This is a genomic window from Cribrihabitans neustonicus, from assembly GCF_048820895.1.
GTDB lineage: Bacteria > Pseudomonadota > Alphaproteobacteria > Rhodobacterales > Rhodobacteraceae > Cribrihabitans_A > Cribrihabitans_A neustonicus.
On the sequence record NZ_JBMERQ010000002.1, the window covers coordinates 625,778 to 648,791 of the forward strand.

Annotated in this window: 25 protein-coding genes; 16 read left to right on the top strand and 9 right to left on the bottom strand. The window is 66.5% G+C overall.

The genetic code is table 11. The features are described 5' to 3' along the window. Positions 1–38: 38 nt before the first annotated feature. Positions 39–1,373, bottom strand: coding sequence for an ammonium transporter (locus ACOHWE_RS08065; protein ID WP_420665515.1), 1,335 nt, complete (start codon positions 1,371–1,373; stop codon positions 39–41). A 26-nt stretch (positions 1,374–1,399) separates the two neighbouring features. Then, positions 1,400–1,738 carry a P-II family nitrogen regulator gene (locus ACOHWE_RS08070; protein WP_420665516.1) on the bottom strand — a complete coding sequence of 113 codons (339 nt, stop codon included), beginning with the start codon at positions 1,736–1,738 and terminating at the stop codon, positions 1,400–1,402. Positions 1,739–2,017: 279 nt separating this feature from the next. Here ACOHWE_RS08070 and ACOHWE_RS08075 point away from each other — a divergent pair, with 279 nt between their 5' ends. Beyond that, positions 2,018–4,228: a transglycosylase domain-containing protein gene (locus ACOHWE_RS08075; RefSeq protein ID WP_420665517.1), complete on the top strand. Its 2,211-nt coding sequence runs from the start codon at positions 2,018–2,020 to the stop codon at positions 4,226–4,228. 189 nt (positions 4,229–4,417) lie between these two features. On the opposite strand, the gene ACOHWE_RS08080 is transcribed toward ACOHWE_RS08075, so the two are convergent. Both ACOHWE_RS08080 and ACOHWE_RS08085 read right to left on the bottom strand, forming a co-directional pair. Then, positions 4,418–5,005, bottom strand: a complete 588-nt coding sequence (locus tag ACOHWE_RS08080; protein WP_420665926.1) for an MlaC/ttg2D family ABC transporter substrate-binding protein — start codon at positions 5,003–5,005, stop codon at positions 4,418–4,420. A 5-nt stretch (positions 5,006–5,010) separates the two neighbouring features. Then, positions 5,011–5,772 (bottom strand): MlaA family lipoprotein, encoded by a 762-nt coding sequence (locus tag ACOHWE_RS08085; protein ID WP_420665518.1) that lies wholly within the window; start codon positions 5,770–5,772, stop codon positions 5,011–5,013. A 189-nt stretch (positions 5,773–5,961) separates the two neighbouring features. Between ACOHWE_RS08085 and ACOHWE_RS08090 the strand changes: the two genes are divergently transcribed. The 6 genes from ACOHWE_RS08090 (at position 5,962) to ACOHWE_RS08115 (ending at position 11,887) form a co-directional block, all read left to right on the top strand. After that, on the top strand, positions 5,962–7,695 hold the full coding sequence (locus tag ACOHWE_RS08090; RefSeq protein ID WP_420665519.1) for a type I secretion system permease/ATPase: 1,734 nt from the start codon (positions 5,962–5,964) through the stop codon (positions 7,693–7,695). Continuing rightward, positions 7,692–8,996 (top strand): HlyD family type I secretion periplasmic adaptor subunit, encoded by a 1,305-nt coding sequence (locus ACOHWE_RS08095; RefSeq protein ID WP_420665521.1) that lies wholly within the window; start codon positions 7,692–7,694, stop codon positions 8,994–8,996. The genes ACOHWE_RS08090 and ACOHWE_RS08095 overlap by 4 nt, the downstream gene beginning before the upstream one ends. Before the next feature lie 97 nt (positions 8,997–9,093). After that, positions 9,094–9,555, top strand: a complete 462-nt coding sequence (locus ACOHWE_RS08100) for a RidA family protein (protein ID WP_420665522.1) — start codon at positions 9,094–9,096, stop codon at positions 9,553–9,555. Further along, on the top strand, positions 9,552–10,328 hold the full coding sequence (locus ACOHWE_RS08105) for a glycerophosphodiester phosphodiesterase family protein (protein ID WP_420665524.1): 777 nt from the start codon (positions 9,552–9,554) through the stop codon (positions 10,326–10,328). The genes ACOHWE_RS08100 and ACOHWE_RS08105 overlap by 4 nt, the downstream gene beginning before the upstream one ends. A 66-nt stretch (positions 10,329–10,394) precedes the next feature. After that, positions 10,395–11,582 (top strand): GNAT family N-acetyltransferase, encoded by a 1,188-nt coding sequence (locus tag ACOHWE_RS08110; protein ID WP_420665526.1) that lies wholly within the window; start codon positions 10,395–10,397, stop codon positions 11,580–11,582. Next, positions 11,579–11,887 (top strand): 4a-hydroxytetrahydrobiopterin dehydratase, encoded by a 309-nt coding sequence (locus tag ACOHWE_RS08115; RefSeq protein WP_420665528.1) that lies wholly within the window; start codon positions 11,579–11,581, stop codon positions 11,885–11,887. The genes ACOHWE_RS08110 and ACOHWE_RS08115 overlap by 4 nt, the downstream gene beginning before the upstream one ends. A gap of 121 nt (positions 11,888–12,008) precedes the next feature. Here the strand turns inward: ACOHWE_RS08115 and ACOHWE_RS08120 are convergent, their stop codons facing one another. Next, positions 12,009–12,674 carry an ArsR/SmtB family transcription factor gene (locus tag ACOHWE_RS08120; RefSeq protein ID WP_420665529.1) on the bottom strand — a complete coding sequence of 222 codons (666 nt, stop codon included), beginning with the start codon at positions 12,672–12,674 and terminating at the stop codon, positions 12,009–12,011. A gap of 72 nt (positions 12,675–12,746) precedes the next feature. Here ACOHWE_RS08120 and ACOHWE_RS08125 point away from each other — a divergent pair, with 72 nt between their 5' ends. Both ACOHWE_RS08125 and ACOHWE_RS08130 read left to right on the top strand, forming a co-directional pair. Further along, positions 12,747–13,070: an NIPSNAP family protein gene (locus tag ACOHWE_RS08125; protein WP_420665531.1), complete on the top strand. Its 324-nt coding sequence runs from the start codon at positions 12,747–12,749 to the stop codon at positions 13,068–13,070. After that, positions 13,067–13,447, top strand: coding sequence for an antibiotic biosynthesis monooxygenase family protein (locus ACOHWE_RS08130; protein ID WP_420665534.1), 381 nt, complete (start codon positions 13,067–13,069; stop codon positions 13,445–13,447). The genes ACOHWE_RS08125 and ACOHWE_RS08130 overlap by 4 nt, the downstream gene beginning before the upstream one ends. Positions 13,448–13,510: 63 nt before the next feature. On the opposite strand, the gene ACOHWE_RS08135 is transcribed toward ACOHWE_RS08130, so the two are convergent. Beyond that, complete coding sequence (locus ACOHWE_RS08135; protein ID WP_420665536.1) at positions 13,511–13,999, bottom strand: peroxiredoxin; 489 nt, start codon at positions 13,997–13,999, stop codon at positions 13,511–13,513. Between the two features lie 97 nt (positions 14,000–14,096). On the opposite strand from ACOHWE_RS08135, the gene ACOHWE_RS08140 reads away from it, so the two are divergent. Continuing rightward, positions 14,097–15,308, top strand: a complete 1,212-nt coding sequence (locus tag ACOHWE_RS08140) for an NAD(P)/FAD-dependent oxidoreductase (RefSeq protein WP_420665538.1) — start codon at positions 14,097–14,099, stop codon at positions 15,306–15,308. After that, entirely contained in the window at positions 15,305–15,865 is a 561-nt protein-coding gene (rsmD, locus tag ACOHWE_RS08145) for a 16S rRNA (guanine(966)-N(2))-methyltransferase RsmD (protein WP_420665539.1), read from the top strand. Before ACOHWE_RS08140 ends, rsmD begins: the two co-directional genes overlap by 4 nt. Positions 15,866–15,944: 79 nt before the next feature. Here rsmD and map read toward each other — a convergent pair whose 3' ends face one another. Beyond that, positions 15,945–16,754 (bottom strand): type I methionyl aminopeptidase, encoded by an 810-nt coding sequence (gene map, locus ACOHWE_RS08150; RefSeq protein ID WP_420665541.1) that lies wholly within the window; start codon positions 16,752–16,754, stop codon positions 15,945–15,947. Positions 16,755–16,911: 157 nt separating this feature from the next. Between map and ACOHWE_RS08155 the strand changes: the two genes are divergently transcribed. Then, a complete protein-coding gene (locus ACOHWE_RS08155; RefSeq protein WP_420665543.1) occupies positions 16,912–17,802 on the top strand; it encodes a mechanosensitive ion channel family protein in 891 nt (296 codons plus the stop codon). Between the two features lie 249 nt (positions 17,803–18,051). On the opposite strand, the gene sfsA is transcribed toward ACOHWE_RS08155, so the two are convergent. Continuing rightward, positions 18,052–18,750, bottom strand: coding sequence for a DNA/RNA nuclease SfsA (gene sfsA, locus ACOHWE_RS08160; protein ID WP_420665544.1), 699 nt, complete (start codon positions 18,748–18,750; stop codon positions 18,052–18,054). A 48-nt stretch (positions 18,751–18,798) separates the two neighbouring features. Between sfsA and ACOHWE_RS08165 the strand changes: the two genes are divergently transcribed. From ACOHWE_RS08165 to ACOHWE_RS08180, 4 genes are read left to right on the top strand one after another with little or no spacing between them, the layout of a single operon-like run. Continuing rightward, positions 18,799–19,521 (top strand): competence/damage-inducible protein A, encoded by a 723-nt coding sequence (locus ACOHWE_RS08165; RefSeq protein ID WP_420665545.1) that lies wholly within the window; start codon positions 18,799–18,801, stop codon positions 19,519–19,521. After that, the gene (locus ACOHWE_RS08170) at positions 19,518–20,255 is read left to right on the top strand and encodes a GNAT family N-acetyltransferase (RefSeq protein WP_420665548.1); all 738 of its coding nucleotides are present in this window, start codon (positions 19,518–19,520) and stop codon (positions 20,253–20,255) included. The genes ACOHWE_RS08165 and ACOHWE_RS08170 overlap by 4 nt, the downstream gene beginning before the upstream one ends. Next, positions 20,252–20,824, top strand: a complete 573-nt coding sequence (locus tag ACOHWE_RS08175; protein WP_420665549.1) for a peroxidase-related enzyme — start codon at positions 20,252–20,254, stop codon at positions 20,822–20,824. The genes ACOHWE_RS08170 and ACOHWE_RS08175 overlap by 4 nt, the downstream gene beginning before the upstream one ends. Next, complete coding sequence (locus ACOHWE_RS08180; RefSeq protein WP_420665551.1) at positions 20,815–21,759, top strand: OmpA family protein; 945 nt, start codon at positions 20,815–20,817, stop codon at positions 21,757–21,759. Before ACOHWE_RS08175 ends, ACOHWE_RS08180 begins: the two co-directional genes overlap by 10 nt. Positions 21,760–21,979: 220 nt before the next feature. Here the strand turns inward: ACOHWE_RS08180 and ACOHWE_RS08185 are convergent, their stop codons facing one another. Next, entirely contained in the window at positions 21,980–22,891 is a 912-nt protein-coding gene (locus ACOHWE_RS08185; RefSeq protein ID WP_420665553.1) for a LysR family transcriptional regulator, read from the bottom strand. Between the last annotated feature and the right edge of the window lie 123 nt (positions 22,892–23,014).

The window sequence follows — 23,014 nt, forward strand, 5'->3', positions numbered from 1 at the left end:
GCGGGGCGCCGCCTTCCGTTTCAGAGCTGCTCGAAGGTTCAGCTCGGCGAGAACTCCGGGTAGGCTTCCATGCCCAGTTCGGCCATGTCGAGCCCGTTGACCTCGTCCTCTTCCTCGACCCGGATGCCGATGGTGGCGCGCAGCACCATCCAGACCACGGCGGAGGCCGCGACGGTGAAGACGCCGATCACCGCGATGCCGGTCAGCTGCGTGATCAGGCTGGCCTCCGGGTTCGACAGCACCACCGCGATGGTGCCCCAGATGCCGCAGACCAGATGCACAGGAATGGCGCCGACCACGTCGTCGATGCGCAGCTTGTCCAGCATCGGCACCGCGAAGACCACGATGATGCCGCCCACGGCGCCGATCAGTGTTGCCATGCCAAGGGAGGGCGTCAGCGGTTCGGCGGTGATTGCCACCAACCCGCCCAGGGCGCCGTTCAGGATCATGGTGAGGTCGGGCTTCTTGAACATCACCTGCGTCAGCACCAGCGCTGCCACCGCACCGGCTGCCGCGGCCGCATTGGTGTTGGCGAAGATGCGGGAGATGTCGGCCACGTCGCCCACGGTGCCCATCGCCAGCTGCGAGCCGCCGTTGAAGCCGAACCAGCCCATCCAGAGGATGAAGGTGCCAAGGGTGGCAAGCGCCAGGTTGGAGCCGGGCATCGGGATGGTCTTGCCGTCCTTGTACTTGCCGATGCGCGGGCCGAGGATCAGCGCCCCGGTCAACGCGGCCCAGCCGCCTACCGAATGCACCACGCTGGAGCCTGCGAAATCCAGGAAGCCCATCTGGTCGAGGAAGCCGCCGCCCCATTTCCAGCTCGCCTGCAGCGGGTAGATGAGGCCGGTCAGGATCACGGTGAAGATCAGGAAGGGCCACAGCTTGATGCGCTCGGCGAGCGTGCCCGAGACGATCGAAGCAGTGGCGGCACAGAACATCAGCTGGAAGAAGAAGTCCGAGCCGGTCGAGGCGTAGGAATAATCATCGGCCTGATCCGCGGTGATTCCCACCGCTTCCAGCACACCGGGGCCGAAGACGCCGGACAGGACACCGTCGACCGCCCAGGTGCCGAGCGGGTACATCAGATTGTAGCCGATAAGCCAATAGAACAGCGCCGCCAGCGAGAACAGCGCCATATTCTTGGTCAGCTGCATGGTCACGTTCTTGGACCGCACCAGCCCCGCTTCCAGCATGGCAAAGCCCGCCGCCATCCAGAACACCAGGCAGCCGCCGATCAGGAACAGCAGCGAGTTCAGGATGAACACCGTGTCGGTTGCGGGATTCACACCCGTTGCCGGGGCCTCCTGCGCCAGCGCCAGCCCGGGCAGCGCGCTGAGCGTCAGGGCGGCGAGGGGAAGGGTCAGTTTCTTCATGGGTCTTTCCTCCGGAACGGGCGCTGTCACAGCGCTTCGAGGTTGGTTTCGCCGGTGCGCACCCGCACCGCCTGGTCCACATCAAGGACAAAGATCTTGCCGTCGCCGATTTTGCCGGTGCGGGCGGTCTCGGTGATCACGCGCACGGCCTGATCGGCCTGCTCGGCCGGAACCACCAGCTCAAGCTTCACCTTGGGCACGAAATTCACTTCGTACTCTGCGCCGCGGTAGATTTCGGTATGCCCGGCCTGCGCGCCGAACCCCTTAATTTCGGTAACCATCAGCCCCGAAATCCCGATCCCGGTCAGCGCTTCGCGGACCTCGTCGAGCTTGAAGGGTTTGATGGCGGCTATGATCATCTTCATGTCGGCACCTCTCTGCTGTGGCCTTGGGCCAGGACCGCAGGCCGAGGGGCCCGCGCACTTTGCACCTGCAGCAAAGCCGCAGTCCCGAGTCGGGCCTATCCCGGGCCAGCAGGAATCCGCGCGTCTTTCTGCAAATGCACAATAATTTTGCGCCTTCCTTGCACTCCGCTTAAAAACCGCACAGCTGAGGAAGAGGAGAATGCCCGGATTCCGCCTCTACAAAGCGGGGCGGCCGCGGTATGGTCCCCGGCAAAACGGACTACCGGGCAGGAATTGGCAATGGCTCAAGGATCCGGGCGCAAGCCCTTGGTCGCAGAAAGGCGTTATGGCTCAGGCGGCAAGGGCACGCCGCCGCAGCGGCGCAAACCGGCGCAAAAACCCAAACCCGCGCGTAAGGGGCTGTTCGGCCTGTTTGCGCGCAAAAAGACCCGCCCCCGCACTGCTCCCAAGCGGCGCGGCCTGCTCTATACCCTGCTCGCTCCGGTGCGCTGGGCGCTGCGGCTCACCTGGGGGTTCGCCTGGCGCATCGGCATGGTGGTCTGCCTTCTCGTGGCCGCGGCAGTGGCCTTTCAGTATATGCGCCTGCCCGATGTCGCGGCCTATCTCGACGGGCGCGCGCGCGGCTCGGTTACGCTCCTGGACCGGAACGGTGAAGTCTTCGCCTGGCGCGGCGACCAGTTCGGCGGCGTGGTGCGCGCCGATACCGTCTCGCCGCACCTGAAGAACGCCATTGTCGCCACCGAGGACAAGCGCTTCTACCGCCACTTCGGTATCTCGCCCCGCGGCATCGCCAGCGCCGTGCGCATCAACCTCAGCGAGGGGCGCGGGCCGCTCTCCGGGCACGGCGGCTCCACCATCACCCAGCAGACCGCGAAGCTTTTGTGCCTGGGCCGCCAATACGACCCCGCCGAGTGGAAGAGCGAAAGCGCCTACGAGGCCGACTGCCGCAAGAGCTCGCTCTGGCGCAAGGCGCGGGAGGCCATCTTTGCCCTCGCGATGGAGGCGAAATACAGCAAGGACGAGATCCTCTCGATCTACATGAACCGCGCCTACATGGGCGGCGGCGCCTACGGGGCGGAGGCCGCAGCGCAACGCTACTTCGGCAAGTCGGCGAACCAGCTGAACCCGGCCGAGAGCGCAATGCTGGCGGGCCTGCTGACCGCGCCGTCGACGCTGGCTCCCACCAACAGCCTGCAGCGCTCGCAGGACCGCGCCGCCACCGTGCTGCGGTTGATGCAGGAGCAGGGTTACCTCACCACTGCCGAAATGCGCCGCAACCAGGACAACCCGGCGGAGCTGAGCGAAGCCGCCGCCGCGCGGGCGGGGGGGTATTTCGCGGACTGGGTGATGGACACCATCCCCGATTTCCTCGGCGATCAGACCACCGAGGACGTGGTGATCCGCACCACACTGGACCAGCGCCTGCAGCGCGCCGCCGAGTCGGCGCTGAAGCATGTATTCGAAACCAAGGTGCGCGAGGGTTCCAAGGCGCAGGCCGCCATCGTTGTGATGAGCGCCGACGGCGCGGTGCGCGCCATGGTGGGCGGGCGCAGGACGCGGGTCTCGGGCGTGTTCAACCGGGCGACCCAGGCCAAGCGGCAGACCGGCTCCGCTTTCAAGCCCTTCGTCTATGCCACCGCGCTGGAGCTTGGCTATTCGCCCTATGACCGGCTGCTCGATGCGCAGTACTGCCTGGACATCCCCGGTTCCGGCCAGTGGTGCCCGAAGAACTACACCAACCGGTTCTACGGCGAGGTGACGCTGGCCCGTGCGCTGCGCGACTCGCTGAACGTGCCGGCGGTCAAGCTGTCCGAGGCGGTGGGCCGCGACAAGGTGAGCCGCGTGGCACGCGACTTCGGCATCGACAGCGACCTCGCGGCCGGGCCCGCGCTGGCGCTCGGCGCCTCGGAGAGCTCGCTTCTGGAGATGTCGGGGGCCTATGCGGGCATCCTCAACGGCGGTTCCTCGGTGACCCCCTATGGGGTGACCGAGCTGAAGCTGGTCGAGGACAGTGCCCCGCTGATGGGCGCCAGCGGCGGCATCGGCGAGCGGGTGATCCGCCCCGAAGCGGCGCAGCAGCTGGTCTGGATGATGGAGCAGGTGATCTCCGGCGGTACCGGCCAGCGGGCGCAGATCCCGGGCTGGCAGGCGGCGGGCAAGTCGGGCACGACCTCCGCGGCCAAGGACGCCTGGTTCATCGGCTTCACCGCGGACTACGTGGCGGGCGTCTGGATGGGCTACGACGACAACACCCCGCTTACCGGCGTCACGGGCGGCGGCCTGCCGGCGGAGATCTGGCAGGAGACCATGGTGCGCGTGCACGAGGGCCTGCAGCCGAAACCGCTGCCGATGCTGGCGCCCGAGCCGGTCGCCCAGCCCGAGCCGCAGCCGCAGCGGAAAAAGAAACGCCGGAAGCGCCAGGGCGAGCAGCTCGGCAAAGAGCTGGAGCGCGCGGTGAACGGCATCCTGCGCGACCTGTTCGGCAACTGACCCCGCCTGCTTCCGCCGCCCCGGCGGCCGGCGCGGCTACGGGGCCTCTCCCGCCCCCCCCTCCCTCGCGCGGGCCTGGTGACCAATGCTTGCAGGATCGGCCGTGGCGGGGCCGCTGCCTGGAACGAAAAAAGGCCCCTGGCGCATCCGCCGGGGGCCTTGTCTCTTCATCCGGGCGCGCCGGCCGTATCAGCTCTGCCGCTTTAGCTCGGCCACCAGCGCGTCGATACTGCCCTTGTTGCGGTCCAGGATCGAGCCAACCTCGGTGCGTTCGGTCAGCAGCAGGTTCACGCCTTCGATGTACATGTTGAAGAACAGGTTCTGTCCCGAGCGGTTCGACACCAGGAAGGTCACCTCGAAGGGCGCCTGGCCCTTGAGGTAGGCCACGGTGCTCACCTCGAACCACTTTTTCACCCGCTTGACGCCGGTGACCTCCAGCCGCCCGCCGATGAACTCGCGGAAACGCTGGCCGTATTTGCGCGCGATATAGGCCTGGAAAGCATCCGAGAACGCCCGCTTCTGCGCTGCCGAGGCGCGGCGGGCGTCGGGGCCAAGCGCATAGGCCGAGATATAGGAGGTGTCGCTGTAGCGCTGGAAGATGCGCTCGAAGTCGCGGTACATCGCGCGCTCCGGCTTGCCCGAGCCGATCACCTGGTTGATATCAGTGATCAGGCGGTTGATCAGCTGGCTGGCGTCGTTTTCGTTCAGCGCCCAGAGCGCCTGCGGGGCAGCCAGCAGTGTCGCGCCCAGTCCGGTCAGGAAGGTACGGCGGTCCATCATAATCAGAATCCTTCGGTGCTCAGTTCGAACGGGTCAATTTCCTCGATCTCGGTGCTGGTGCCCAGCTCGAAGCGGCGGTTCTGCAGGTAGATCAGCCGCGACTGCGCGTAGCTGTCGGCGCTTTCGTAGAGGATCGAGTCGATCGTGTCGGAATACCTGCCACGGTCGCCCATCCGGCGCACCACCTGAGCGTAGGCATTGATGTCATCGGCCGGATTGTGCCGGGCGTAGGTGAGCGGGTTGGTGAAGAAATCCACCGCCAGCCCCACCGCGTCGCGCCCGGTCGAGGGGCCGAACAGCGGCAGCTCCACGTAAGGCCCTTCCGCGACTCCCCAGACATGCAGGGTCTCGCCGAAGTCGGTGTCGACCTCGGGGATGCCGAACTCGGTGGCGGGGTCGCCAAGGCCCGCAAGCCCGAGGGTGGTGTTCATCAGGAAGCGCGAAAGCGCGTTGCCGGCGGTCTTCAAATCGCCCTGCAGCACCGCGTTCACCATCTGCCCCGGCATCGAGAGGTTCTCTGCAAAGTCCGAAAACGCCGTCACCATCGGCGCCGGCACGATCGCCACGTAACTCTTGGAGGCAGGGCGGAAGGCGAACCGGTCGACCCCGCGGTTGAAACCGTGCACCGCGCGATTGGCGGGTTCGTAAGGATCATGCACCTCGCCTGCAGAGCGCGATTCGGGGGATTGCGTGGCGCAGCCTGCAGTCAGACCGGCTAGAATCAGCGCACCGGCGGCGAATAGGGGTCGCAACGAAGAGGTCATTCGATTAGATATCCATTCGGTCAGAATCTGCGGCGCGGCGGGACAGCACGTAGTGACCTTACCCCGCCATACCAGATGCGTTGTAAATTTCTTGCCAGCATGTGACATATTGGGAACAGGCCGAAGCGCGCACGCGCCTGAAGAATCCGCCCGATCCCGGCTCTCAGGAACAGATATTGCAGTCCGATCATGAATAAAAGCGTATATAAAGACGGCTATGATGAGCTGCGGGCGGTGCGCCGCCAAAGCCGGGGCCTCTATTGGTTCACCGCCATATTCAGTTTCTTCGTGAACCTGCTGATGCTGACCGGGCCGCTCTACATGATGCAGGTCTACGACCGGGTGCTCGGCAGCCGCTCTGAGGCGACGCTGGTGGCGCTGTCCCTCCTGGTAGTGTTCCTTTACGGCATGATGGGCATCCTCGATTTTGCCCGCGGCCGGATCATGGCGCGCGCGGCCGCCCGCTTCCAGGCGGCGCTGGACAAGCGCGTGTTCGACGCGATGATCCGGCGCTCCGCGGTGGCACAGGATCCGGTGGCGCAGACCGGGCTGGCCGATCTGGAGGCGCAGCAGCGGCTGATCTCCTCTCCGGTGCTGACTGCGGCCTTCGACTTGCCCTGGACGCCGGTGTTCCTCGCCGGCATTGCCCTGTTCCACCCCTGGCTGGGTCTTCTGGCGCTTGGCGGCGGGGCGGTGCTGATCTTTATCGCGGTGCTCAACCAGGTGTTCACCCGGGCGCCGATGCAGAAGGCGCAGGCGACCGGCCACAAAGCCAGCCTGATGTCCGAGGAAATCCGCACCGAGGCGGAGATGATCCAGTCCATGGGTATGCGCGGGGCCGCGTTCCAGCGCTGGAAAGCCGCGCGCAATGAGGCGCTTAAGGACTCCGTGGCTGCCACTGACACCGGCGGCGGATACACCACGCTGACCAAGACGCTGCGGCTGTTCCTGCAGTCGGCGATGCTGGGTCTGGGGGCCTATCTGGTGCTGCAGAACGAAATGACGCCGGGCGCCATGATTGCCGGCTCCATCCTTATGGGCCGGGCGCTGGCCCCGATCGAACTGGCGCTGGGACAGTGGGGCCTGGTGCAGCGGGCGCTGAAGGGCTGGCACAGCCTGGCCGAGCTGCTTTCCAAGGTGCCGCCGGAGAACCTGCGCACCGCCCTCCCCAAGCCCAAGGCGCTTCTCGAGGTGAACGGGCTTGCGGTGGTGCCGCCGGGCGATAGCCGCCCGATGCTGCGCAATGTGAATTTCCGGGTGCAGCCGGGCCAGGCCATCGGCGTGATCGGCCCTTCCGGCTCCGGCAAGTCGACGCTTGCGCGGGCGCTCACCGGCGCCTGGCGCCCGGCCGCGGGCGCGGTGCGCCTCGATGGCGCGGCGCTCGATCAATACGATCCGGACGTGCTTGGCGCCCATATCGGCTACCTGCCGCAGCGGGTGCAGGTGTTCGAGGGCACCATCGCCCAGAACATCGCCCGTCTCGCGGGCGAGCCGGATCCGGAGAAAGTCGTCGCGGCAGCAAGAAAGGCCGCTGCGCATGAGATGATCCTGAAGCTGCCTGATGGATATGACACCAAGGTGAACGCCGGCGGCGGCCGCCTCTCCGGCGGACAGATGCAGCGGGTTGGGCTGGCGCGCGCGCTCTATGACGATCCGGTCATCGTGATCCTGGACGAGCCCAACTCCAACCTCGACAACGAAGGCTCGATCGCGCTCAACACCGCAATCAAGCAGATTAAGGCAGAGGGGCGCTCGGTGCTGATCATGGCGCACCGCCCGGCGGCGATCCAGGAGTGCGACATGCTGCTGGTGATCGACCGCGGCACCCAGACCGCCTTCGGACCGAAAGACAAGGTGCTGCAGGAAATGGTCGTGAACCACCAGAACATCCGCCAGGCGACTGGCACAGGAGGTGTGCGATGAGCGCGGCACAGGAATGGTCCGCCCGGCGGCCGCTGATGATCGGGCTGATAAGCTTGGTGATTCTGGTCGGCGGCTTCGGCACGTGGTCGGTGATGTCCTCGATCGCGGGCGCGGTGGTCGCCACCGGCCGCATCGAGGTCGACCGCAACCGCCAGGTGGTGCAGCATCTCGACGGCGGCGTTGTTGCCGAGATCCTGGTAGACGAGGGCGACACCGTCGAAGAGGGCCAGACCCTGATCCGGCTCGACCCCAACGACCTCCGCTCGCGGCTGGTGATCACCGAAGGCCAGCTGTTCGAGCTGATGGCCCGCCGCGGCCGGCTGGAGGCCGAGCGCGACGAGGCAGAGGAGATCACCTTTGACCCGGTGCTGCTGGAAGCGGCGGAGAACCGCCCCGAAGTGCAGGACCTGATAGAGGGCCAGCGCCGCCTGTTTAAGGCCCGCAAGGAGACCACCGCGCGCGAGATCGAGCAGCTGGAGAAACGCCGCAGCCAGATTGAGGAGCAGATCCGCGGAATCGAGGCGCAGCAGGAGTCGACCGAGGTTCAGCTAGAACTCATCAGCGAGGAACTGAAGAATCAGCAGTCGCTTCTCGACCGCGGCCTTGCTCAGGCCACCACCGTTCTGAACTTGCGCCGCACCCAGGTGAATCTCGACGGCACGCTGGGCGAGCTGGTCGCGAGCGAAGCCCAGGCTGAGGGCCGCATGACCGAGCTCGACATCGAAATCCTGAAGCTCGCCACCAGCCAGCGCGAGGAGGCCATCACCCGCCTCCGCGACCTGCGCTACCAGGAGCTTGAGCTCGCCGAAAACCGCCGCTCGTTGCTGGAACGGCTGGAGCGGCTGCACATCACCGCGCCGGTCTCGGGCGTGGTCTACGGTATGGAGGTGCACACGCCGCGCTCTGTGATCCGGCCGGCGGAGCCGGTGCTCTACCTGGTGCCGCAGGACCGCCCGCTGGTGATCGCGGTGCAGGTGCCGCCCACCGACGTGGACCAGATTTTCCTCGGCCAGGAGGTGACACTGCGCTTCTCCGCGCTTGACCAGCGCAACACGCCGGAGCTGTTCGGCCAGGTCACGCAGGTCTCCGCCGACGCCTTCGAGGACCCCAACACCGGGCAATCTTACTACCGGGCCGAGATCGAGCTGGACGAGGGTGAGCTGGACCGCCTGCCGCCGGACACGGTGCTGATCCCTGGCATGCCGGTGGAAAGCTACATCCGCACCGCCGACCGTTCGCCGCTGGCCTATCTGGTCAAGCCGCTGGCGGACTACTTCAACCGCGCCTTCCGCGAGACCTGAGGCCGCAAAACCGGGGCAGGGCGTTCGCATTTGCTCTTTCGCATCGCGGCGCGCGGGGCTAGCGTCGCGGGCAAATTGGACAGGAGGACCGCGTGTCATGAGCATCGAAGCCAAGCTGAAAGAACTGGGCGTCACCCTGCCCGACGCCCCCGCCCCTGCGGCCAACTATGTGCCCTACGTCGTGGCCGGGGACATGGTATATGTCTCCGGGCAGATCTCCGCCGATGAGTCCGGCGCCCTGATCACTGGCACGCTGGGCGGCGACATGGACGTCGAGGCGGGCCAGGCCGCGGCGAAACGCTGCGCGGTGGCACTTCTGGCCCAGCTCAAGGCGGCGTGCGGCGGCGATCTCGACCGGCTCGTGCGGGTGGTGAAGCTTGGCGCTTTCGTGAACTCCACCGCCGATTTCACCGAGCAGCCCAAAGTGGTGAACGGCGCCTCAGATTTTTTCGTTGCAGCACTCGGCGACGCGGGCCGCCACGCGCGCTCCGCGGTCAGCTCGCCCTCGCTGCCGCTCGGTGTCGCGGTCGAGATCGACGGCGTCTTCCAGATCAGATGAGACCCGCGCTCCCCGCCGCCTTCCTGCGGGCGCCGATCGCGCACCGGGCGCTGCATGATGCGGCGGACCAGAGGCCGGAGAACAGCCGCGCGGCAGTCCGCGCGGCGCTTTCGGCAGGCTATGGCGTGGAGCTTGACCTGCAGCTTTCCGCGGACGGGCAGGCGGTGGTGTTCCATGACACCACGCTGGACCGGATGACCGGTGAGCCGGGGCTGGTGCGGGACCGCAGCCGGGCCGAGCTCGCAGCCATCCCGCTCGCCGGCGGCGCGGGCGAGGGCATCCCGTCGCTGGCCGAGGTGCTCGCGCTGGTCGCCGGCCAGGTGCCTCTGCTGCTCGAGCTGAAGGACCAGGACGGCAGCATGGGCCCCGGCGGCGTGGGCGCGCTTGAAGCAGCGGTCGCGGACGCCCTCAGGGGATACGAGGGCCCGGTGGCGCTGATGTCCTTCAACCCGCATGCGGTGGCGGAGATGGCGCGTGTGGCGCCTGAAGTTCCCCGCGGGCTGGTCACCAGCTCATATGAGCCGCAGGACTGGCCGGATCTGCCCAAGGCGGTCTGCGACGACTTGCGCGGCATTCACGATTTCGAAAGGGTGGATGCGGGCTTCATCAGCCATCAGGCCGACGACCTCGCCCGCCGACGGGTGCAGCAGCTGCGCGACCAGGGGGTGCCGGTGTTGTGCTGGACTGTGAAGAGCCTGGCCGAGGACACCGCCGCCCGCGCCTTTGCCGACAATGTGACCTTCGAAGGATATCTGCCGCCCGCCGCACCTTGATCGCGGGGCCACGCGGCCCACATTAGAACGGCGCCGGAGAATGGCGGCGGAACAGGGGGTTAGCGGATGGATTGCCCGCGCATCGAGATTGAGGCACATACCCGCCTGGCCACGATCCCGGCGGCGGAGTGGGATGCCTGCGCCTGCCCCGAAACCGCGGACGGCACCCGTCCGCGCGATCCTTTCACCACCCACCGCTTCCTGAGGGCATTGGAGGAGAGCCGGTCCGTCGGCCCGGGCACCGGATGGCAGCCGCAGTATCTCACCGCGCGCCAGAACGGGCTGCTGATTGCCTGCGCCCCGCTTTACGCCAAGGGCCACAGCCAGGGCGAGTACATCTTCGACCACAATTGGGCCCATGCCTACGAGCAGGCAGGCGGGCGCTATTACCCCAAACTGCAAATCGCCGTGCCCTTCACCCCGGTGACCGGCCGCCGCTTGCTGGTCCGCCCGGGCTATGAGGCCGCGGGCCAGGCGGCACTCCTGCAGGGTGCGGTGCAGATCGCGGCGGACAACGATCTTTCCTCGCTGCATGTGACATTCTGTACGGAGGAGGAAGCCCGCGCCGGGGAGGAGATGGGGCTGATGCACCGGATGACGCAGCAGTTCCACTGGCTGAACCAAGGCTATTCCAGTTTCGAGGAGTTCCTTGCCGCGCTGTCGTCGCGCAAGCGCAAAGCGATCCGCAAGGAGCGTGCCCGCGCGCGAAGCTTCGGCGGCGATATCCGCACCTATACCGGCGATGATCTGCGCCCCGAACACTGGGATGCCTTCTGGGAGTTCTATCAGGACACCGGCGCGCGCAAGTGGGGCTCGCCCTATCTGACCCGTCAGTTTTTTGACATCGCGCATGAAACGATGCGCGGCGATGCCGCCCTGATTCTGGCCGAACGGGACGGCATTCCCATTGCCGGAGCGCTGAATTTCATTGGCCGCGACACGCTTTACGGGCGCTACTGGGGATGTGTCGAACACCACCCCTGCCTGCATTTCGAACTGTGCTACTATCAGGCCATCGATCTGGCCATCGCCCTCGGGCTCGGCCGGGTAGAGGCGGGCGCGCAGGGGGAGCACAAGCTGGCGCGCGGCTATCTGCCCAGCCAGACCCACAGCCTGCACTGGGCCGCCGACCGCGGCTTTGCCGCCGCCATCGCCCGCTACCTGGAGGCAGAACGCCAGGCGGTCGAGGAGGAAATCGAAGTCCTGACCAGCTATGGCCCTTTCCGCAATCCGCACGTGGAGGAACACGAATGACAGAGAAACTCTCGGACGCCGCCCGCCGCCCGCTGCTGGAACCGCTGTTCGCCACCGGCTGGGAACTGGTGGAAGGCCGCGACGCGATTGAAAAGACCTTCAAGTTCGGCAATTTCACCGATGCCTTCGGCTGGATGACCCGCGCCGCGATCTGGGCGGAGAAGTGGAACCATCACCCCGAGTGGAGCAATGTCTACAATAGGGTGACGGTGGTGCTGACGACCCATGACGTAGGCGGCATCAGCGCGCAGGACGCCAAGCTTGCCCGCAAGATGGACGGGCTTTATGGCGACCCGCACAGCTGAGCGCTTCTGCCGCAATACGGGTCAGCAAGTCTGCCGCAATGTTCCGCGCGCGAAACAACGGTTAAATTTGTAGAGAACCTCCGCACGTTGCGCCGGTCCGCCGCGTGGGCGAAACGGAGACTCATCGCAGCCAGTTTTCAAAGCGTCTTTCGCCCTCAGGGGTGAAACTGATAACGCGCGACGAAGGTATGCGCCGTGCCCAGCCCTCGGCGAGGATGCAGTCCAGCAGGGCCTTGCCGAGCCTGCCTGCGAGATGAGATCTCCGCTGGCTCCAATCAAGGCAGGACCGGCAGAGCGGCCGGTTGCTGGCTGGCAGTTCCTCCTGAGCCAAGCCAATCCCAGCGAACTTCCCCCAGCCCCGGTCTGTGACGTTCAAGTCACCGGTCAGCCAGCCGTCCTGCTGCATCCGGTCAAAAAGCCGGACCCCCATTTCCCCTGCCAAGTGGTCATAGCATATCCGCGCCTTGCGAAGCGCGGGGTCCTTTGGGCCGGTTCGGATCGGGGGCGCGGCATCGCTGGAGAACACCATCAGCGCTTCCAGCAGACCTGCCACATGCGGCCCGGCCAGGCGGAAAAACTTATGCCGCCCCTGCGCCGTGACGGTCAGCACCTCTCCATCCACCAGTTTTGCCAGATGGCTGCTCGCGGTTTGTTTGGTGACGCCGCCAACCTTTGTGAGTTCGGTGGCCGTAAGGGCGCGTCCATCCATCAGGGCAAGCAGGATGCTGCTGCGGACAGGGTCGGCGACCAGGGCGGCGACGCGGGCGATATCGGGGCCTTCTCTCATAGTTCGATGCTAATCGAACCAAAGCTTCGCGGCAATCGGATAGACCCGGCCTATCATAAGAAGGACCACACCATGATCACCTGCGTCATCACCTATGAGATCGATCCGAACCGGCGGGAACTGTTCGAGGAATACGCCCGCAATTGGGGGCATTGCATTCCCCGCTGCGGCGCCAGTCTGACCGGTTACTTCGCGCCGCATGAAGGATCGGCCTCGACCGCCTATGGCATCTATTCCCTGCCCTCTCTGGCGGAGTATGAAGCTTACCGCGCGCGGCTGGCTGCCGATCCTCTTGGGCGCGAGAATTATGAGTTCGCCAAACGCGAGGGCTTTATCCGCCGGGAAGACCGCTTGTTCGTAAAGCTGGCCTCAGAACCGCATGGGGCGCACTCATGATTGCGGTCATTTTCGAAGCATGCGTCCCCGGCAGCGCGCGGGCGGAATACCTTGATCTGGCCTCCGAATTGCGCCCGCTGCTTGATGAGATCGACGGGTTCATTTCCATCGAGCGGTTTCAGAGCCTGACCAGCCCGGAAAAGGTGCTGTCCCTATCATTCTGGCGAGACGAAGCCGCGGTCGCGCAATGGCGCAACCTGCCCGAACACCGCCGCGTTCAAGCCGCCGGCCGCGGTCACGTCTTTGCCAACTACCGTTTGCGCATCGCCGCGGTAGCCCGGGATTACGGCATGTACTCCAGAACGGATGCGCCCGACGACAGTCAGACCATCCACGGAGAGGGGCCGGACTGTGTGGGGCCTCGAGCTTCCCCTTGAGAATCATCCCGGGGCATTGGCCGCGATGCGCAGCAGCGGCCGGCCGCCGCTGCGCCGGGGGCCTCAGCCCATCGCGTCCAGCAGCGCCTCGCCGCCGGAGAGATCGCACTGGCCCGGGTTCTCTTCCTGGTTCAGCACCTTCACCTCACCGTCCTCGACCAGCATGGCATAGCGCTGCGAGCGGCCGATCAGCCCTGCGGGCGGCGCATCGAAGCGCATGCCGATCGATTCGGTGAAGCTGCAATCGGCATCGGCCAGCATGGTGATCCCGGCATCCTTGGCGCCGGTGGCATCGCCCCAGGCCGACATCACAAAGGGGTCGTTACCGGCGATGCAGATGATCTCGTCCACGCCCTTGGCGGCAAGCTGGTCCCTGGTGCGGATGAAGCTCGGCACATGCGCCGAGTGGCAGGTGGGCGTAAAGGCCCCCGGCACTGCGAAGATTGCGACCTTGCGGCCCTTGGTCTTCTCGGCCAGCTTTACCTCTTCGGGGCCGTTTTCGCCCATTTGGGTCAGGGTTGCCTCCGGCAGCCGGTCTCCGACAGAAATCATGGCAAGGTCCTCTCTCTCGTGATTGCGTTTTGGGGTGCCCGGTATATAGGGTCCGTGGAAAGCGTTACGGGTTCTGCTGCGGGAGGCAAGAGGCGGGATGAGCGATATCGTCGTGATCGGGGCGGGGCAGGCCGGCGCCTCGCTGGTGGCCAAGCTGCGCAAAGAAGGTTTCGAGGGAGGGATCACCCTGATCGGCGCCGAAGACGCGCTGCCCTATCAGCGCCCGCCGCTCTCCAAGGCATATCTCCTGGGCGAGATGGAGGCCGAGCGGCTGTTCCTGCGCCCGGCGAGCTTTTACGCCGAGAACGGTATCACCCTGAAGCTCGGCTGCACCGTCACCGCAATTGACCGCCAGGCGAAGACAGTCACCTGCGGCAATGAGGTGATCCCCTACGGCCAGCTCGCGCTCACAACCGGCTCCGATCCGCGCCGCCTGCCCGAGCCGATCGGCGGCGGGCTGGAGAACGTTTTTGTCGTGCGCGGCCTTGCCGACGTGGACGCGATGGCGCCGCATGTGGCGGAAGGCAAGCGCGCGCTGATCGTCGGCGGCGGCTACATCGGGCTGGAGGCCGCCGCGGTCTGCGCCAAGCGGGGCTTGAAGGTCACGCTGGCGGAGATGGCGGACCGCATCCTGCAAAGGGTGGCGGCGCCCGAGACATCGGACTATTTCCGCAAGCTGCACCGTGCGCACGGGGTCGACATCCGCGAATCCACCGGGCTTGAGCGGCTGGAGGGCGAAACCGGCAAGGTGGCGCGCGCGGTACTTTCTTCCGGCGAGGTGCTGGAGGTGGATTTCGTCGTCGTGGGCGTAGGCATCACGCCCTGCACCGGGCTGGCGGAACTGGCCGGGCTCGAGATCGAAAACGGCATCCGCACGGACGCGCAGGGCCGCACTTCGGACCCGTTGGTCTGGGCCGCCGGCGATTGCGCCTCCTTCCCGTTCCAGGGCCGCCGCATCCGGCTGGAAAGCGTGCCCAACGCCATCGACCAGGCCGAGGTCGTGGCGCAGAACATGCTGGGCGCGGGCAAGGACTACGTGGCGCAGCCCTGGTTCTGGTCGGATCAGTACGATGTGAAGCTGCAGATCGCGGGCCTCAACAGCGGCTATGACGAGGTGGTCACCCGCCAGGGCGAGGGCGCGCAGGTGTCCTTCTGGTACTACAAGGGCGATCAGCTGGTGGCGGTGGACGCGATGAACGATCCGCGCGCGTATATGGTCGCGAAACGGCTGATCGACGCAGGGAAAACGGCCGACAAGGCCGTGGTGGCCGATCCGGCGGCAGACCTGAAGCCGCTCCTGAAAGCGTGAGGATCATCGCCGGCAAATTCCGCGGCCGGGCGCTGGCTTCGGTGGGCAAGGGCGATGCGGGCGCGCATCTGCGCCCCACCACCGACCGGGTGCGCGAAAGCCTGTTCAACGTGCTGATGCACACCGGCGCGGTCCCCGGTGCGAAGGTGCTCGACCTCTTTGCCGGCACTGGTGCGCTGGGGCTGGAGGCCCTGTCGCGCGGTGCTGCGGAGGTGGTCTTTGCTGACGACGGCCGCACGGCGCAAGGCCTGATCCGCAGGAACATCGCGCTGTGCCGGGCAGAGGCGGAAACCACCCTGATCCGCCGCGACGCCTTGAAGCTGGGCCCCAACCCGGGCGCGCCCTGCGGGCTGGTCTTCCTCGACCCGCCTTACGGCAAGGGGCTGGGGGAAAAAGCCCTCGCCGCGGCGCTGGCAGGCGGCTGGATCGCCGAGGACGCGCTCGTGGTCTGGGAGGAAAACGCGCCGATGCCGGCGCCCGATGGCTTCACCCTGCACGGCACCCGAAAGTATGGCGACACCCACATCACGCTGATGCGGCGCGGCGCAGACGCTTGAGGCCCCAAGACCCCCAGCTACTTTCTGACCGGAAATACCCCGGGGTCCGGGGCAGAGCCCCGGTCCTTACGTCTCCGTTTTACCCGTAGGTCGGATGGAACTTCCCGGCCGGCGACAGCGTGAAGATCTCCACCCCGTCCGCGGTCACCCCCACCGAATGCTCGAACTGCGCCGAGAGCGACTTGTCGCGGGTGACCGCGGTCCATTCGTCGGCGAGGATCTTGGTCTCCGGGCGGCCAAGGTTCACCATCGGCTCGATGGTGAAGAACATCCCCTCTTCCAGCACCGGGCCGCTGCCCGCGCGGCCATAGTGCAGCACGTTTGGCGGGGCGTGGAACACGCGGCCCAGGCCGTGGCCGCAGAAGTCGCGCACGATGCTCATCCGCTGGGCTTCGGCGTAGGTCTGGATCGCGTGGCCGATGTCGCCGAAGGTGTTGCCGGGCTTCACCGCCTCGATCCCCTTCATCAGCGCATCATGGGTGACCTGGATCAGCCGCTCCGCCTTGCGGCTGAGCTTGCCCGCCACATACATGCGCGAACTGTCGCCGTACCAGCCGTCGACCACCACGGTGACGTCGATGTTGAGGATGTCGCCGTCCTTCAATTTTTTGTCGCCGGGGATGCCGTGGCAGACCACGTGGTTGACCGAGATGCAGCTGGCGTGCTGGTAGCCCTTGTAGCCGATGGTCGCCGAGGTGGCGCCGGCCTCTTCCACCATCTCGGTAATCTTGCGGTCGATCTCGCCGGTGGTCTGGCCGGGGAACACGCAGGCAGCAATATCGTCCAGGATCCGCGCCGTCAGCGCGCCTGCCGCGTGCATGCCTGCAAAGTCCCCAGGCTCGTGAATACGGATGCCGTCCTTGGTCGTGCGGCCGTCTTTCGATCTCATATGGAAGGGCTCCAATCTCTGCCTGTTGCCCCTGTATGTAAGGGGTTTGCCCCGAAAGGGCCAGAGGCAGGCAGTTCCGGGTATCCGGGAACTTTTGCATCGGCAGGGCAATTCCTCTAGGGAGACCGGAAACCGGAACCAGGAGGAATGCGCTGCAATGGAAAGCGTCAATGAGCTGCTCGAGACCGAGATCTACAACGGGACGTCCCTGGCGGATCTGGTGACACTGGAATTCCTGGCGCAAGTGCTCGGCAATGTTGTTGCGGCCATTCTGATCCTGGCGCTCGGCTTTATCATCTCGTCCTGGGTCAAGAACCGGATCGAGAACCTGGGCGACCGGCACGCGCATCTGGACAACACGCTGTTCCACTTCCTTGGCAATATGGCGCGCTACACGATTCTGGCCTTTGCGGCGCTCTTCGTGCTCAACACCTTCGGCATCAAGACCACCTCCATCGTCGCCGCCATCGGTGCAGCGGGCCTGGCGATTGGCCTCGCTATGCAAGGCGCGCTGTCGAACCTCGCCGCGGGGGTGATGATCATCATCTTCCGCCCCTTCAAGCTGGGTGATTTCATCGTGGTCGACGGGGTGATGGGAACTGTGAAGGAGATCACGCTCAACAATACGGTGCTGGCGGACCTGTCGAACGTGAAGACGATCATCCCTAACTCCGAGGTCTGGGGCAATACCATCGTCAACTACTCCGCTTATCCGACCCGCCGCGCCGAGTGGACTTTTGGCGTGGGTTATGGCGCCGATCTCGACGTGGCCGAGCGGGTGATCCGCGAGACCATCATGGGCGATCCGCGCTCGCACAGCGATCCGGCGCCGTTCATCCAGGTGAACGCGCTCAACAGCTCCTCGGTCGATTTCCTGGTGCGGGTCTGGGTCGATGCGGCGGAATACTTTCAGTATCAGGCCGACATGAAGCGCCGCGTGAAAGAGGCGCTGGATGCCGCCGGGGTCGACATTCCCTTCCCGACCCGCACCCTGGTGCAGGCGCCCTCCGCGGCCGAGGGCGAGGGCCGCGCGGAAGCGGCGGAGTAAGCGGTCCAGACGGTGCGGAATTCCGCGCCGATTTCTTTTTGCCACGGGCCTGCAGTCATACGGTGATCAGTTTCCCCTATGCGGGACAGGGCCGAAGGCCGCCGCGCATCGCCGGCGCGCCCCTCCGCGGTGGCGATTTTGCTGATGCTGGGTGGCCCCTCGAGAGGGTTTACGGACTTGGCGGGGATAGACTGCCAGCCACGAGCCGTTGGATCGCCGCCGCGCGCGCCGGCAAAACGCGGCTTGGCGCTATTGCGCGAACGCGCCTGCAATCTCCACGCTTTCGGGTGTGATCCGGGTGCAGAGAACCAGCCGCTCCACCCCCGCCGCGGCAGCCGCTTCAAACCCCGCGGCATAGGCCGGGTCGATGTCGGCGGCGAGCGCGAAGCGGTCACAGTCGGTGCGCTGCACCAGGTAGAGCATCATCGCGCGGTGGCCTGCCCGGGCGACCTCTGCAAGCTCGGCCAAGTGCTTGGTGCCGCGGGCCGTGACGCTGTCGGGAAACTCCGCGAGGCCCTCCTGCCGCGACAGGGTCACGCTTTTCACCTCCACGTAGCAGTCGGGCAGGCCAGGCTCGCTCAGCAGGAAGTCGATGCGGCTGTTCTGCCCGTATTTCACTTCCGCCCGAACGGTCCCGTATTCCGCCAGCTGCGGCACCTCGCGCGCCAGCAGCGCGCCGCGCAGCGCCCGGTTCGGCACCGAAGTGTCGACGCCGGTGAAATGGCCGCCCGGATGCTCGACCAGGCGCCAGCCGTACTTCAGCTTTTTCTTCGGATCGTCGTTCGGCTCCAGCCAGATCCGCGTGCCCGGTTCCGCCAGCCCCATCATCGAGCCGGGGTTAGCGCAATGGGCGGTGATCTCGCGCCCGTCCGGGAGGCGGCAATCGGCGAGGAAGCGTTTGTAGCGGCGGATCAGCACCGCCGGTATCAGAGGGGTTTCAAAGCGCATGGATCTGGGCCTATACCTGCCTTTAGGAGTGTGCAAGGGAGCAACATCATGGCAAATCCAACCGCGGCGATGCTGGTGATCGGGGACGAGATCCTGTCCGGGCGCACCCGCGATGCCAACATGCACTACCTGGCGGGAGAGCTTACCAAGCATGGCATCACCCTTCGGGAAGTTCGCATCGTCAGCGACGACGAACCTGCCATCGTGGAGGCGGTGCAGGCGCTGGCGGCGGGCCATGACCATGTGTTTACCAGCGGCGGCATCGGGCCGACGCATGACGACATCACCGCCGATTGCATCGCCAAGGCCTTTGGCGCCAATCTCGGCGTGCGCGACGATGCGCGTGCCATCCTGCAGGCGCATTATGACACCCAGGGGCTGGAGCTGAACGAGGCCCGCCTTCGGATGGCGCGCATCCCGGAGGGCGCGGCGCTGATCGAGAACCCGGTCTCCGCCGCGCCGGGCTTCACCCTGCAGAACGTGCATGTGATGGCCGGCGTGCCGCTGATTTTCCAGGCAATGGTGGCGAGCGTGCTGCCGACGCTTACCGGCGGTGCCCCGGTCCTGTCGCAGAGCCTGCGGGTGATGCGCGGGGAGGGCGAGATTGCGGCCCCGCTGCGGGCGCTGGCCGAAGCCTACAGTGACCTTTCGGTGGGCTGCTATCCGTTCCAGAAGAACGGTTTTTTTGGCGCCAATGTGGTGATCCGCGGCACCGATGGCGCGCGGGTCGACGCAGCGATGACCGAGCTTGCCCGGGACCTGGGCCAGTGACCGGCGCCGCCCGCTACTATGCCGTTTCCGAAGCAACGTGGCCCGCAGCCTCGACCCGGCGGCTCGGGCCCGTGACCCTGCGCGAAGGGCAGGGCGGCGGCAGCCGGGTCTCGGCGGCGACGGTGGAGGGCGGCAGCGCCAGCGAGGAGGAGATTGCCGCGGCCGAGGCCGCGATGCGCGCAATGGGGCAGGACTGCTTGTTCATGATCCGCGAGGGCGAGGCGGCGCTGGACGCGCAGCTTGCCGCACGGGGGTACGAAGTAAAGGATCCGGTGGCGCTCTGGACCTGCCCGGTGGCGCAGCTCACCGACGTGCCGGTGCCCCGCGTCACTGCCTTCTGCGTCTGGGAGCCGCTGGCGATCCAGCACGAGATCTGGGCCGCGGGCGGTATAGGGCCGGAGCGTTTCGCCGTGATGCAGCGCGCGCCGCAGCCGAAGACCGCGCTCTTGGGGCGGCACAATGACAAGCCGGCCGGGGCGGGATTTGTCGCCATTCACGACGGCATCGCCATGGTCCACGCGCTGGAGGTGGTGCCGCAGCAGCGCCGCTCCGGTATGGGCAAGTGGCTGATGCGGCAGGCTGCCTTCTGGGCCGAACAGCAGGGGGCCAAGGAGCTCGCCGTCCTTTGCACCCGCGCCAACGGCGCCGCCAACCGGCTCTATACCGCGCTGGGCCTGCGCGAGGCGGGCCAGTACCACTACCGTATTCTCAAGGGAGGCACGCAGCCAGAATGACCGACGAAACCCTGCCCACTGCGCTGAACCTGCCGATGGCGGACCCGCTGCCCGAGGCGGTGCAGAAATATTTCGCGATCTGCGAGGAGAAGCTCGGGCTTGTGCCCAACGTGCTGAAGGCCTACGCCTTCGACCCCGAAAAGCTCGACGCCTTCACCCAGATGTACAACGGGCTGATGCTGGCCGACAGCGGGCTGAGCAAGCTGGAGCGGGAGATGATCGCGGTCGTGGTTTCCTCCATCAACCGCTGCTTCTACTGCCTGGTGGCGCATGGCGCGGCAGTGCGGCAGCTCTCCGGCAGCCCGGAGCTGGGCGAGATGCTGGTGATGAACTACCGCGTGGCGCCGCTTGATGCGCGGCAGCGCGCGATGGTGGATTTTGCCGCCAAGCTCACCCGCGCCAGCGCCGAGGTCGGGGAGGCCGACCGGCAGGCGCTGCGGGATGCGGGGTTCAGCGACCGCGACATCTGGGACATCGCCAATGTCGCCGGTTTCTTCAACATGACAAACCGGGTCGCCAGCGCAACTGCGATGGCGCCGAACCCCGAATACCACGCTCAGTGCCGGTAACCTCGCGCTTCGCCGCACTTGTTCTTGCGGCGGCGCTGGCGCTGCCTGCCGCGGCGGCGGAACTGGCGCTGCCCGCGAATGCGGTGGCGCTGGCGGAGCGGGAGACGCCGCTAGGCATCTACCGCCTGCCGGCGGGGCCGGAAGCGGACGGGGTGGTGCCCGAGCGCCGCTTCGAGGGCCGCATCCTGCGCCGCACCTGGCGGTTGCAAAGCAGCGCCACTGTGCTCCAGGTGCTCGCGCCCCTGCGGACGCAGCTGGAGGCGGAGGGCTATGATGTTTTGCTGGATTGCGCGGCACCGGAATGCGGCGGTTTCGGATTCCGGTTTGCCACCGAAGTGGTGCCCGCGCCGGACATGATTGTGGATATCTTCGACTACCACTTCCTGTCCGCAGTGAAGGGTGAGACGGCGGTCTCGCTTCTGGCCTCGCGCTCTGGCGGGTCGGTTTACCTGCAGGTGATCGAGGCCGCGCCCGCCGGTGCCGGTGAAAAAGCCGGTGCCGCACTGCCGGTGGTGCAGGGGCCCGCGGGTGCTGCTCCGGTTGCCGCGCCGGAAGGGGGCGCCGGCCTTGAGGCGCGGCTGATGCAGGAGGGCCGCGCGGTGCTGCGCGATTTGCGGTTCGCCAGCGGCACGGTTGAGCTCAGCGAAGGTGCCTATGAGAGTCTCGCGGCACTGGCCCGGGTGCTGGAGCAGAACCCCGGCTCCCGCATCCTGCTGGTGGGCCACACCGATACGGTGGGCGCGCTGGAGCCGAACCGGGCGCTCTCGCAGGAGCGCGCGGCGGCGGTGCGGGACCGGCTGGTGGCGGCCCACGGTGCCGATGCGGCCCGCATCGAAATTGCCGGCGCCGGCTACATGGCCCCGGTGGCCAGCAACCTCACGCCCGAAGGCCGCCGCCTGAACCGCCGGGTAGAGGCGGTGCTGATTTCGGAATAGGCGCATTTTCTGAACCGGCAAAGCCGGACCCTCCGGGGCCGGGCGGGAGCGGCGCGCCGCCGATATGCGGCGGCCTTGCGGCGCTGTTTCGCGCCAAGGGGGGCGCCAGGGGGTGCGGTGCCGCCCGCATCTCAGGAAAAAACCCCCGCGCTGAGGGCGGGGGAGGAGGGCTTTTGGCAAGCCTGCGAGGAAAAACGGGGCCGGGTCCGGACCGGCGGAATCAGGTCGTCCAGTCCGTGGGGCTGCGGCCGGCAAAGGCGGCGGCGAGGAAATCGATGAAGGCGCGGACCTTGGGCTGGGTGAACTTGCCGGGCGGGTAGACCGCGTAGATGCCTTGTGTCTCCACCGGCAGGTTCGGCATCACGTCCTCGACCAGCCCCTCGGCCATGGCGCCCGCATAGAGATAGCTGGGCAGATAGGCGATGCCGAGCCCGGAGATCGCCGCGTTGAGCAGCGACTGGCCATCATTGACCGAAAGCCAGCCCGAGGTGCGGACCTGGCGCTTCTCGCCCGAGGGAGCGGTGATCTTCCACACGTTGCCGCTGGACTGGCTGGAGTAGTGCAGGAGTTTGTGGCTGTTCAGCTCGTCGATCTTCTGCGGGCGGCCGAATTTCCCGAGATATTCGGGCGAGGCGATCATTCGCTTGGTGGTCTCGGCCAGCTTGCGGGCGCGCAGGGAACTATCCTCCAGCTCACCGATCCGGACCGCCATGTCGAAGCCTTCGGAGATCAGCTCCACGTAGCGGTTGTTCAGCACCATGTTCACGGTGATGTCCGGGAAGTCGCGCAGGAAGTCGGAGAGCACCGGCGACAGGTGGTTGACGCCGAAATCGGTCGCCACCGAGATCCGCAGCAGGCCCGAGGGTGCCGACTGCATCGAGGTTACCAGCGCGTCCGCTTCGCCCGCGTCATTCAGCACCCGGCGGGCGCGGTCGTAATAGGCGAGGCCGATTTCGGTCGGGGAGACGCGGCGGGTGGTTCGGTTCAGCAGCCGCGCGCCGAGGCGGGCCTCCAAACTGGAGACATGTTTGGAGACGGCCGATTTGGAGATGCCCATCTTGCGCGCCGCATCGGTGAAACCGCCCTGGTCCACCACGTTCGCGAAGGCCTCCATCTCGGTCAGTCGATCCATGTTCCGCATCTCCATCTGCCGGCCCTTCGCCGGTGGTTGAGGCCAGACTGGCGGCGGAATCGGGCAAGATCGGGGCGCGGGTGGGATAATTGCGAGGTTTTGCGGAGATCGTCTGCGGTGTGG

What these genes read in the sequence shown, in the direction of transcription:
- ACOHWE_RS08065 (WP_420665515.1), bottom strand. Translation starts at nt 1,373, where the DNA reads ATGAAGAAACTGACCCTTCCCCTCGCCGCCCTGACGCTCAGCGCGCTG.
- ACOHWE_RS08070 (WP_420665516.1), bottom strand. Translation starts at nt 1,738, where the DNA reads ATGAAGATGATCATAGCCGCCATCAAACCCTTCAAGCTCGACGAGGTC.
- ACOHWE_RS08075 (WP_420665517.1), top strand. Translation starts at nt 2,018, where the DNA reads ATGGCTCAAGGATCCGGGCGCAAGCCCTTGGTCGCAGAAAGGCGTTAT.
- ACOHWE_RS08080 (WP_420665926.1), bottom strand. Translation starts at nt 5,005, where the DNA reads ATGGACCGCCGTACCTTCCTGACCGGACTGGGCGCGACACTGCTGGCT.
- ACOHWE_RS08085 (WP_420665518.1), bottom strand. Translation starts at nt 5,772, where the DNA reads ATGACCTCTTCGTTGCGACCCCTATTCGCCGCCGGTGCGCTGATTCTA.
- ACOHWE_RS08090 (WP_420665519.1), top strand. Translation starts at nt 5,962, where the DNA reads ATGAATAAAAGCGTATATAAAGACGGCTATGATGAGCTGCGGGCGGTG.
- ACOHWE_RS08095 (WP_420665521.1), top strand. Translation starts at nt 7,692, where the DNA reads ATGAGCGCGGCACAGGAATGGTCCGCCCGGCGGCCGCTGATGATCGGG.
- ACOHWE_RS08100 (WP_420665522.1), top strand. Translation starts at nt 9,094, where the DNA reads ATGAGCATCGAAGCCAAGCTGAAAGAACTGGGCGTCACCCTGCCCGAC.
- ACOHWE_RS08105 (WP_420665524.1), top strand. Translation starts at nt 9,552, where the DNA reads ATGAGACCCGCGCTCCCCGCCGCCTTCCTGCGGGCGCCGATCGCGCAC.
- ACOHWE_RS08110 (WP_420665526.1), top strand. Translation starts at nt 10,395, where the DNA reads ATGGATTGCCCGCGCATCGAGATTGAGGCACATACCCGCCTGGCCACG.
- ACOHWE_RS08115 (WP_420665528.1), top strand. Translation starts at nt 11,579, where the DNA reads ATGACAGAGAAACTCTCGGACGCCGCCCGCCGCCCGCTGCTGGAACCG.
- ACOHWE_RS08120 (WP_420665529.1), bottom strand. Translation starts at nt 12,674, where the DNA reads ATGAGAGAAGGCCCCGATATCGCCCGCGTCGCCGCCCTGGTCGCCGAC.
- ACOHWE_RS08125 (WP_420665531.1), top strand. Translation starts at nt 12,747, where the DNA reads ATGATCACCTGCGTCATCACCTATGAGATCGATCCGAACCGGCGGGAA.
- ACOHWE_RS08130 (WP_420665534.1), top strand. Translation starts at nt 13,067, where the DNA reads ATGATTGCGGTCATTTTCGAAGCATGCGTCCCCGGCAGCGCGCGGGCG.
- ACOHWE_RS08135 (WP_420665536.1), bottom strand. Translation starts at nt 13,999, where the DNA reads ATGATTTCTGTCGGAGACCGGCTGCCGGAGGCAACCCTGACCCAAATG.
- ACOHWE_RS08140 (WP_420665538.1), top strand. Translation starts at nt 14,097, where the DNA reads ATGAGCGATATCGTCGTGATCGGGGCGGGGCAGGCCGGCGCCTCGCTG.
- map (WP_420665541.1), bottom strand. Translation starts at nt 16,754, where the DNA reads ATGAGATCGAAAGACGGCCGCACGACCAAGGACGGCATCCGTATTCAC.
- ACOHWE_RS08155 (WP_420665543.1), top strand. Translation starts at nt 16,912, where the DNA reads ATGGAAAGCGTCAATGAGCTGCTCGAGACCGAGATCTACAACGGGACG.
- sfsA (WP_420665544.1), bottom strand. Translation starts at nt 18,750, where the DNA reads ATGCGCTTTGAAACCCCTCTGATACCGGCGGTGCTGATCCGCCGCTAC.
- ACOHWE_RS08165 (WP_420665545.1), top strand. Translation starts at nt 18,799, where the DNA reads ATGGCAAATCCAACCGCGGCGATGCTGGTGATCGGGGACGAGATCCTG.
- ACOHWE_RS08175 (WP_420665549.1), top strand. Translation starts at nt 20,252, where the DNA reads ATGACCGACGAAACCCTGCCCACTGCGCTGAACCTGCCGATGGCGGAC.
- ACOHWE_RS08185 (WP_420665553.1), bottom strand. Translation starts at nt 22,891, where the DNA reads ATGGATCGACTGACCGAGATGGAGGCCTTCGCGAACGTGGTGGACCAG.